2 protein-coding genes are annotated in these 3624 nt (G+C 71.5%); one reads left to right on the top strand and one right to left on the bottom strand.

From position 1 onward, the window contains the following. Nucleotides 1-907 (bottom strand): serine/threonine-protein kinase (locus GT042_RS37695; RefSeq protein WP_161313171.1); only part of this gene is annotated, 907 nt, incomplete at its 3' end. Nucleotides 908-1180: 273 nt separating this feature from the next. Here GT042_RS37695 and GT042_RS37690 point away from each other — a divergent pair. Next, a partial coding sequence (locus GT042_RS37690; RefSeq protein WP_202534820.1) for a discoidin domain-containing protein occupies nt 1181-3624 on the top strand: 2444 nt, incomplete at its 3' end.

The following is a 3624-nucleotide window of genomic DNA, read 5'->3' as shown; positions in this document are numbered from 1 at the left end:
CGGCCGTCGGCGCGGGGTCGGCGGCGGGCGTGGGGTCGGTCGTGACCGGGGCGGCGGCCCCCGTCCCGGGGGCCGGATCCGCCGACACGTCCCACTCGCCGTCCTCCGGCAACTCCTCCAGCATCTTGGCCAGTTCGCCCAGGGCCGGCCGTCCCTCCGGCTCCTTCGCCAGGCACCGTTCGACGATCCGGCGCAGCGGCCGCGCCACCCCGTCCAGGACGGGCTGTTCGTGCACCACCCGGTACATCGTGAGGTACGGATTCTCGTCGTCGAAGGGCCCCCACCCGGTGGCCGCGTACATGAGCAGCGCGCCGAGCGAGAAGACGTCCGAGGCGGCGGTCACCTCACGGGGGCGGTTCAGCTGTTCCGGCGACATGAACGGCGGTGTGCCCAGGACCCGTCCGGTGGTGGTGTACGACTGGTGGTCGGCCGCCCGGGAGATGCCGAAGTCGATGACGCGCGGCCCGTCCCGCGCCATCAGCACGTTCGCCGGTTTGAGGTCGCGGTGCACCACGTCGGCGCGGTGGATGTCGTCGAGCGCCTCCACCAGTCCCAGGGCCAGCCGCCGTAACTCGGCGGGCGGCAGCGGGCCTTCCCCGCCCACCCGGTGCGACAGGGTGGGCCCCGGCATGTAGAGCGTGGCCATCCAGGGCTGTACGGCATCGGGATCGGCGTCCACCACCGACGCGGTGAACGCGCCGCTGACCCGGCGGGCGGCGGCCACTTCCTGCTTGAACCGGGTCCTGAACTCGTCGTCCCCGGCCAGTTGGGCATGGACCACCTTGACCGCCACCCGCATGCCGGAGGCCGAACTGGCCAGATAGACCACGCCCATGCCCCCGGAGCCGAGCCGGTCCAGCAGCCGGTAGCCGCCGATCGACTCCGGATCCACCGCGCTCAGCGGCACCCGTCCACGTCCTTCCCCCACCCGTCGCGGCGTCGCTGTCAGCCGCCATCTGGGCAGCAGTCTGCCGGGCTCCGCGATCTCCGTCACGCGGACAGCCACTTTTCGCCGCGGGTTTCTCAGGGGCCTGCCGGCTCCCGGCCTCCGTTCACCGAGTCGGAATCGCCCCGACTCTTGACAGAAACGGCGGCGGATTACAGCCTATGGCAACGTTGTCAGGCGAACTGAGCCAGGTCGCCTGCTCCTGCGGGCCCACCTGGAATGGACGTCTTGCACATGTCGAATCAGTCGCCACACCCCTCCCGTCGGTCTGTCGTCGCCACGGGATCGACCCTGCTCGCCGGTCTCGGCCTCGGGGTCGCGCTGCCCGGCACCAGCCGCGCCGCCACCACCACGGCCGGGGGTGCGGCCACCGCGCGCGGTGAACTCGCCGCCTACCGCCCGGTCGCGGTGTCCTCCACCGACTACGCGCCCACCCCGGCCGAGTTCGTCGTGGACAAGCTCAACTCCGGCGGCGTACGGGGCACCGGCTGGCGTGCGGCGGCGGGCGACCCGCAGTGGATATCCGTCGACCTCCAGGCCGACTGCTCGGTGGACTCCATCTCCCTGACGTTCGAGGCGACGTCGGAGGACCCGGTGTTCGTGCCCCCCACGAGCGGCAACCCGCGCACCGACACCACCGGCCAGGAGCTCCTTTCCAGTTATGCGGTCGACTTCGTGGTCGAGACGTCCCGGGACCACCGCACGTGGACCGCCGTCCACCGCGCGACCTCGGGCAAGGGCGGCCTCGTGGAGATCAAGCCGGCCAGGCCGGTGACCGCGCGGTGGGTACGGCTCACCGTGAACAAGCGCTCCAACGCCAACCCGCTGGGCCTCAACGGCTTCGAGGTGTACGGCACGGCCAAGGGCCACCGCCCCGCCGCCACCGGCTGGACCGACTGGGGCACCCACACCCACAAGGCCCCCGCGCTCGACGTGGCCGACGACGGCACCGTACCGCTGGAGTCGGGGTGGACCCTGACCATGGACGACTGGGCGGGTGGCGAGGGCGCCGACCTGTCCCGTACGGCGGTGGACACGAGCCGCTGGCTGCCCGCGACGGTCCCCGGCACCGTCCTGGCGACGCTGGTCGACCAGGGTCATCTGCCCGACCCGGTGGCCGGCCTGAACAACCTCCACGTCCCGGAGGCCCTGTCCCGCCACTCCTGGTGGTACCGGCGGGGCTTCAGCCTGCCGAAGGGCCTGCGCACCGGCGCGGGGCGCCACGTCTGGCTGGAGTTCGACGGCGTCAACCACAAGGCGGACGTATGGCTCAACGGCAAGCAGGTCGGCGGGCTGACCTTCCCCTTCGCCCGGTCCGCGCACGACGTGACGGATCTGCTGGTGCGGGGCGAGCAGGCGCTGGCCGTGAAGATCTCGCCGATGCCCTTCCCCGGCAGCCCCGGTGACAAGGGTCCGGCCGGCGAATCCTGGGTGGACGCCGGCGCCAACATGATGAACCGCAACTCGCCCACGTACCTGGCCTCCTCGGGCTGGGACTGGATGCCGGCGGTCCGCGACCGCGTGTCGGGCATCTGGAACCACGTACGGCTGCGCTCGACCGGCCACGCCGTCATCGGCGACCCCCGGGTGGACACCAAGCTGCCGGACCTGCCCGACACGAGCAGCGCCGAGGTGACGATCGTCGTCCCCGTCCGCAACGCCGACTCCGCCGACCGACAGGTGACCGTCACCGCGTCGTTCGACGGCGTCAAGGTCTCCCGGAGCGTCACGGTGGCCGCCGGCGCCACGGCCGATGTCACCTTCGCCCCGGCCGACTACAGCCAACTGCGTCTGCGCAAGCCGAAGTTGTGGTGGCCCAACGGGTACGGCGTGCCGAACCTGCACGACCTGACCCTGGTCGCGTCCGTCGGGGGCGCGGAGAGCGACCGGCGCACCACCCGTTTCGGCATCCGCCAGTTCGGCTACGAGTTCGACGTGAAGCTGCCCTTCACCGGCGGCAGCGACGCGTACACGCAGTCCGTGGACCTGGGCAGCCGCACGGCGCGGTACGTACGGATCAAGTGCCTGACGCGCGCCACGAGTTGGGGCTCGTCGCTGTGGACCCTGTCGGTCTTCGACAGCAGTGTGCCCGGCACGGACCTCGCCAAGGGAAGGACGGCCACCGCCTCCTCCGTGGACGAGTCGGGCAACCCGGCCTCCCACGCCACCGACGGTGACCCGACGACCCGCTGGTCCTCCTCGTTCGAGGACGACCAGTGGATCCAGGTCGACCTGGGCTCGTCCGTCTCCTTCGACCGGGTGGACCTCACCTGGGAGCAGGCGTACGCGAAGACGTACGTCGTGCAGATCTCCGCCGACGGTGACACGTGGACGGACGCGAAGTCCGTCGACAACTCCGCCGTACCGCTGCCCTTCCAGAGCGGGAACGCGAGTCTCCAGACGGTGGACTTCGCCGCCAGGACCGGCCGTTACGTGCGGATCAACGGCGGCGCCCGCGCGACCAGCTGGGGTTCCTCGCTCTGGACGCTGTCGGTGATCGACACCGCCGCGCCGGGCACGGACCTCGCGCTGCACAGGACGGCGACCGCGTCGTCGGAGGACGGCTCCAACACGGCCGCCAACGCCACCGACGGCAACCCAGGCTCCCGCTGGTCCTCGTCCTACGAGGACAACCAGTGGATCCAGGTCGACCTGGGCTCGTCCGTCTCCTTCGACCG

The organism is Streptomyces sp. SID3212 (genome assembly GCF_009865405.1).
Classification (GTDB): domain Bacteria; phylum Actinomycetota; class Actinomycetes; order Streptomycetales; family Streptomycetaceae; genus Streptomyces.
This window is presented reverse-complemented; position numbering and strand designations above follow the sequence as displayed.